The organism is Rhizobium sp. PDO1-076 (assembly GCF_000247475.1).
In the GTDB taxonomy this organism is placed as follows: Bacteria; Pseudomonadota; Alphaproteobacteria; order Rhizobiales; family Rhizobiaceae; genus Allorhizobium.
The window spans coordinates 1-6,032 of record NZ_AHZC01000112.1; the positions used below are offsets into that span (position 1 = coordinate 1).

The 6,032-nt window shown below is 60.3% G+C and carries 6 protein-coding genes and 1 pseudogene; all 7 read right to left on the reverse strand.

The window, feature by feature from the left end; all coding sequences use genetic code 11:
- Positions 1-237 (reverse strand): annotated as a pseudogene (locus PDO_RS08805) (hypothetical protein); the annotation flags it as partial.
- A 41-nt stretch (positions 238-278) separates the two neighbouring features.
- A complete protein-coding gene (locus PDO_RS08810) occupies positions 279-1,130 on the reverse strand; it encodes an ABC transporter permease (RefSeq protein WP_007600532.1) in 852 nt (283 codons plus the stop codon).
- Positions 1,131-1,134: 4 nt separating this feature from the next.
- Positions 1,135-2,001, reverse strand: a complete 867-nt coding sequence (locus tag PDO_RS08815) for an ABC transporter permease (protein ID WP_007600533.1) — start codon at positions 1,999-2,001, stop codon at positions 1,135-1,137.
- Complete coding sequence (locus PDO_RS08820; protein ID WP_007600534.1) at positions 2,001-3,011, reverse strand: ABC transporter ATP-binding protein; 1,011 nt, start codon at positions 3,009-3,011, stop codon at positions 2,001-2,003. The genes PDO_RS08815 and PDO_RS08820 overlap by 1 nt, the downstream gene beginning before the upstream one ends.
- A gap of 145 nt (positions 3,012-3,156) precedes the next feature.
- Positions 3,157-4,233 (reverse strand): extracellular solute-binding protein, encoded by a 1,077-nt coding sequence (locus PDO_RS08825; protein ID WP_007600535.1) that lies wholly within the window; start codon positions 4,231-4,233, stop codon positions 3,157-3,159.
- Between the two features lie 219 nt (positions 4,234-4,452).
- Entirely contained in the window at positions 4,453-5,748 is a 1,296-nt protein-coding gene (locus PDO_RS08830) for an NAD(P)/FAD-dependent oxidoreductase (protein ID WP_007600536.1), read from the reverse strand.
- A gap of 3 nt (positions 5,749-5,751) precedes the next feature.
- On the reverse strand, positions 5,752-6,032 hold a 281-nt coding region (locus tag PDO_RS08835; protein WP_007600537.1), incomplete at its 5' end, for an aldehyde dehydrogenase family protein.

Sequence of the window (6,032 nt, forward strand, 5' to 3'; positions counted from 1 at the left end):
TCTCCACTTCTCCGAAGCAAGTCCATTTGGGGGCTCGGACAGCACAGCCCAAGGCAAATTGAGGCGTTGCTCGTATTCGCGGCGCCAGCCCTTCAGGGCATTCTTGGTTGGGTTACCCAGCTGACGAATGGTCGCTCTGACACGTTTGCCGAGCTTGATGTAGAGCTCGACCGCTCGAATCTTGTCTGCGATGAATACATGAACTACCTCCTTGGTAGTCCAAGTTTTCGTCCGCATCCCCACCGGGTCAAATCCTGCTGAAACTCGACAGGCAAGCCTCAAGATGGAGACTTTTCCTGCTGGGCCACGACGCTCAGCAATGCCAGCATCCCCGATCCGAGCATCAGCACAACCGACACCGCGTTTAACACCGGCGTGGAGCCGACCTTGACCATGCGGTCATACATGGTGACCGTCAGCGGCGCATCGGAGCCGACCAGCATCAGCGTCGTGTTGAAATTCTCGAAGGAGACGAGAAAGGCGACGACGACGGCGGAAAACAGTGCCGGTAGCAGGAACGGGAACGTGACCGTCATCAGCACCCGCAACCCACTGGCACCTAGGTTGAGCGCCGCTTCTTCCAGCGCCATGTCGAATTTCTGCAGTCTTGCTGCGATGACCAGCGAGGTAATGGTCGTCAGGAACGAGAACTGACCGAGCACGACAAGCGGTATGCCGGGCCTCAGCCAGGTCAGGAAAAGCCCGAATTCCCGGTCGGCAAAATTGGCGATCATCGAGGCGAAGACCAGAATGGAAATGCCGAGGATGGCGCCGGGAATGACCAGCGGAACGACCATCAGAATGTAGAAGAAGGATTTGAACGGAAAATCCTTGCGCACGAACAGGAAGGCATTGGCTGTGCCGGCCGCGACCGACAGGGCCGCGACAATGACGCCGATATAGACCGAATTGCCAAGGCCGCGCAGCAGTCGCTCATCATGGAACAAGCCGAGTTTCGGTTCGACCGGCGAGACGAACCAGTCGAGCGTGAAGCCTCGCCAGGGCAGGGACGGAAAGAGCGAATCGTTAAAGGCGAAGGCTGCGGCGGCCACGAGGGGGCCAACCAGATAGAGAAAGAAGACCAGCACATAGGCGCGGTAGATCCACAGGAGATGGACAGGGGTGCGCATGCGACTACTCCTTCGCCACGGTGGTTGCCAGGCTCTGGCCGGTCAGCTTCAGGCCCGCCCAGACCACAAGGGAAGTGAAACCAAGCAGCAGCACGCCGAAGGTAGCGCCCGCTTCCCAATTGTAGCGGGTGATGAACTGGTTGTAGATCTGCTCGGTGAACCAGCTGGAATTCTTGCCGCCCAAAAGGATCGGTGTCAGATAGCTGCCGGCCGCGAGCATGAAGGTGATGATGCAGCCCGAAACGATGCCCGGCATGGCATAGGGCACGACGATGCGGCGAAAGACTGTGAAACGCGAACCGCCGAGATTGTAGCCGGCTTCCAAGAGCGCATCGTCCATGCCCTGCAGCGTGGACACCAGCGGCACGATCATGAACAGGATGACGGTATAGACGAGGCCGATCACAACGGTGACGTCATTGTAGAGCATTTCCACTGGCTCCGCGATCATGCCCATATTCACCAGCGTCGTCGAGATCACGCCCGTCTCGCGCAGAAGCACGATCCAGCCATAGGCGCGCACCAGATCGCTGACCCAGAGCGGAATGAGGCACATCAGGAACAGCGCGGCGCGGCTGCGCTCCCTGGCGATCTTGGCGATGTAATATGCGACTGGAAATCCTAGCGTGAGGGCGAGAACCGTCACAAGGATCGATATCGACGCGGTGCGCAGCAGAGTGTTGCGGTAGATCGGTTCGCCAAAGAAGGCCGCATAGTTGGCAAAGCCGTATTCATACTGGTTGAAGCCGACCTTTTCGCGCAGCGAGACATAGCCGATGCCGATCTGCGGGAGCAGGATCAGCAGGCCGATCCATAGCGCGAAGGGTGCCATCAGCAAGATCAGCGACAGACGCCCGGTATCGCGTCCCATCAGGCTGTCCTCAGCGCAAAGATGCGGGCGCGGTCCGGCTGCCACGCGAGTGTGACGGCATCGCCCTGGCGGACGGTGGACGCCGCCGAGGGGTCGGCGACCTCGATCAGCTGGCCGTTCGCCACCCGCACCAGAATGCGGGAATTGGCGCCGTTGAAGAGCAGGCTGTCGACGATGCCGCCGAGCATGGCATTTGTCTCGCCGGTTGCTATGGTCAGGGCCTCCGGCCGCAGGAAAACCTCGACAGCATCACCGGGCCGGCTGGCATCCGATACGTGGCCGACAACGGTTCCTCCGCCGTCCAGATCGACACGCGCCTCATCGCTGCGGATCTCGGCAAGCCGACCGGACAGGCAATTGCAATCGCCAACGAAGCCCGCCACGAAGCCGGAGACCGGCGCATCGTAGAGCTGGCGCGGGCTGCCGATCTGCTCAAACCGTCCGCCATTCATCACGGCAACGGCATCCGACATCACAAGCGCTTCCGACTGATCGTGGGTGATGTAGAGGAAGGTGGTTTCGAACTGGTGTTGCAGTTGCTTCAATTCGATCTTCATGTGTTCGCGCAGCTTGAGGTCCAGTGCGCCCAGCGGCTCGTCCAGCAGCAGCACGTCGGGCTCCAGCACCATGCAGCGGGCGATGGCGATACGCTGCTTCTGGCCACCCGACAGCTGGGCGATCTGCTTAGTCTCCACACCGGGCAGGCCGACCCGATCGAGTACGCGGGCCACCTTTTTCGGGATATCCGCCTTGGCATCGCCGCGGCAGCGCAGTCCGTAGGCGATGTTTTCCCCGACATTCATCATCGGAAACAGCGCCAGATGCTGGAAGACCATTTTGACGGCGCGTTTGTTGGGTGGGACCGTGACGACGCTCTTGCCCTTGATGCGGATATCGCCCGTGGTCGGGCTCTCGAATCCGGCGATCATGCGCATCAGGGTGGTCTTGCCACAACCGGAGGGGCCAAGGATCGAAAAGAACGAACCGGAGGGAATATCGAAGGGAAACATCCGATACGGCGGTGAATGCGCCGAATTTCTTGGTAACGCTGGCACAGCTCAGGTCATACATCGCGCTTGTTCCATTTTGGGCCATTTCTTTCAGCGGTCGGGGCGATCAGCCGCCCAGACCGTTGTCGCAAAGGGTCAGGCGCGGTTAGTTCGACGCGGCCTTGATGCGCTCAAGGGCGATGCCTTCCATGTCCTCGATACCCGGAGGGATGTTGGCGAAGAACTTGAGGTTGTCCAGATCGGCCTGCGAGAAGGCGGCCTGAACCGCTTCTTTCTTGTCGTCGGGCAGCAGATCGGCGGCGTTCGGCACGGCGGCGAGCGAGCCGGTGGAGGCCGACATGATCTTGACGTTTTCCGGCTTGATCACGAAGTTGATCCACTTGTAGGCGGCTTCATCATTCTCGCCGCCGCGCGGGATGGCGAAGGTATCGATCCAGGCCAGTGCGCCGGTTTCCGGCGGCACGAAGACGATATCCTTGTTCTGCGCATAGAGTTTGAAGGCCGTGGAATCCCAGGTCTCGGACAGAATGACTTCACCCGACAACATCAGCGCCGACAGGTCGTCGCCGCCGGTCCAGTAGGTCTTGAGATTGTCCTTGCAGGCGGTAAGCTTTTCCGTGACCTTGTCGAGCATGCCCTGATAGGCCTTGGCGTCGCTGTAGAGATCGAAGGGGTTCATGCCCATGGAAAACGCGGTGCCGAGCAGGATCGTACGGCGCAGACGCATTGAGGTGCGGCCCTTGTATTTGGGGTCGCAAAGATCGGCCCAGCTCTTGGCGTCAGGGGCTTCCTTCTTGTTGGCCATGATGCCGGACGTACCCCACTGATGCGGCACGGCGTAGACCTCGCCGTCGATCGTGGTGTTCTGTTTGACGCCGTCCACCAGGTTCGGCGACATCTGGTCGACACTGATCTTCGAAAGGTCGAGCGGCTTGTAGATCTTGTATTCGAGCTGCGCCGCATAGATACGGTCATGGCTCGGCTGTGCCAGGTCGTAACCGGTGCCGCCGGTGGCCCGGAGCTTGGCGACCATTTCCTCATTGTTGGAGAAGGTGACCTCGACCTTCAGGCCGGGATTTTCCGCCTCGAATTTCTTGACCAGTTCGTCGGGCGCATAGCTGCCCCAGGTCAGGATGCGCAGGGTGTCGGCGCTGGCGGTCGACAGGCTGGCGGCAAGCAGAACGGCCGTGGCCGCCATCAGTTTTTTTCCCAGAATTCTCATTGTTCTCTCCTCTTTGCTTTGCTGACAATCATTATTGATTTTCGTCGTTGTCATTCCTGGCTGGCTGGTCCAGGCACCGGCAAACGCTGACATGCAACCTGTTCGACAGGGGCCATGTGACGGGTGCCATTAGCGCAGTGGAAGCTCAAACTGGCCATCATGGAATAGCCATTCTTTCCATTGTTAAGGGCCATTCTGCGCGTGCATTCTCCTCGTGTCTCAAATCCCGAAACGATCCCTCAGCCGGTAGACATGCACGGCCGGCGCCAGGAACCACGGCTTGCCGAAATAGTAGGCGCGCGTCTGAAATTCCGTCTCGCCATAGCCAGTGCGCCCTTCTGCCTTGCCGAGAATGGTCTGGCCGACCCGCATGCCGAGATAACCCGCCATGCCGACGCCCGAGCCGCAGTAACCCATGGCATAGTGGATGCCGTCCTGTTCGCCGACATGGGCGAGCGTGTCGAAGGTGTAGCCGACATAACCCATCCACGAATGGCTGATCCGGTAGGGCGCAAGCTGGGGAAAGAGCCGCTGCATTTCCCGGAAGAGCAGCGGGCCGCTTTGCCTCGGATCGGTCTCGCCGATGCTGACCCGCCCGCCGAACAGGATACGGAGTCGATCGGGGGAGGCGCGGAAATAGTAGAGAACGCGCCGCGTATCCGACACGATGCGGTTTTTCGGGATCAACGCGTCGATCAGCGTCTCGGGTAGTTCCTCGGTGGCGACGATATAGCTGCCGATCGGAATGATGCGGTGCTGATGCCAATGCGAAAGCGGCCCGGAATAGCCGTTGGTGGCAAGCACGACATTGCGTGCCTCGACGTTTCCACGCGCGGTTTCGACAGCAAATCCGCTCGCCGATCTGACCATGGCCGTGACCTTGCAATTGGCCGCAAAGCGCACGCCTGCCGCCCGCGCCAGTCTAACCAGGCCGGCGTGATAGCGTCCGGGGTCGAGCGAGGCATGGTTCTCGAAAATGACGCCGCCATGATAGGCGTCCGTGCCGAGCTCCGATCTCTGCTCGGCGCGCGATACGACATTGGCCGGAACTTCGAATTCTTTCGGCCGGGTCTTTAGCGACGCCGTCAGGCTGTCGAACGACTTGCGGTCGTGGGCAACGTGGAACCGGCCGACAACTCCAAAATCGCAGTCGATGCCTTCCTCGCGAATGAAGGCTTCCGTCCAAGCCAACGACTGGCGGCCATCCTCAAAAATCCGCCGTGCCACCACTTCTCCATGGGCCTTGACGAGGCTGGCGAAGTCCGGCTTGACGCTGGTACTGATCTGGCCACCATTGCGGGTCGAGCAGCCGTAGCCGATCTGCTCGGCGTCGCAGACCAGGACTTCGCGTCCACCACGCGCCAGTTCGATAGCTGCATGCAGGCCGGTATAGCCGGAGCCGACAATGAGGGCGTCGACCTTGGCAGGAAGCACTTCTTCAGTCGCCATTTCAGGCGGAGACCGGTCCCACCAGTAGGATGTCATCCGGGCATCCGCGGTGAAAACGCTCTCCATGAACTAAGCTCCAATCCGGGCAGCGACGCTCTTGACGCGGGAATAGGAATCAAGGGCGGCCAACCCTTTCTCCCGGCCGAAACCGGACATCTTGTTGCCGCCGAAAGGAACCTCGATGCCACCGGCGAAATATTCGTTGATAAAGACCTGGCCAGCGTCGATGTCACGGGCGAGGCGATGGGCGACGGAGAAATTGCGAGTATAGATCCCGGCGACCAGCCCGTAGTCGGTGCCATTGGCGAGCGCCAGCGCCTCCTCCTCGGTGTCGAAGGGCTGGACAACCA

Excerpts from the sequence above, each read along its gene's own strand:
- PDO_RS08830 (WP_007600536.1), bottom strand. The coding sequence starts at position 5,748 with ATGGAGAGCGTTTTCACCGCGGATGCCCGGATGACATCCTACTGGTGG.
- PDO_RS08810 (WP_007600532.1), bottom strand. The coding sequence starts at position 1,130 with ATGCGCACCCCTGTCCATCTCCTGTGGATCTACCGCGCCTATGTGCTG.
- PDO_RS08820 (WP_007600534.1), bottom strand. The coding sequence starts at position 3,011 with ATGTTTCCCTTCGATATTCCCTCCGGTTCGTTCTTTTCGATCCTTGGC.
- PDO_RS08815 (WP_007600533.1), bottom strand. The coding sequence starts at position 2,001 with ATGGGACGCGATACCGGGCGTCTGTCGCTGATCTTGCTGATGGCACCC.
- PDO_RS08825 (WP_007600535.1), bottom strand. The coding sequence starts at position 4,233 with ATGAGAATTCTGGGAAAAAAACTGATGGCGGCCACGGCCGTTCTGCTT.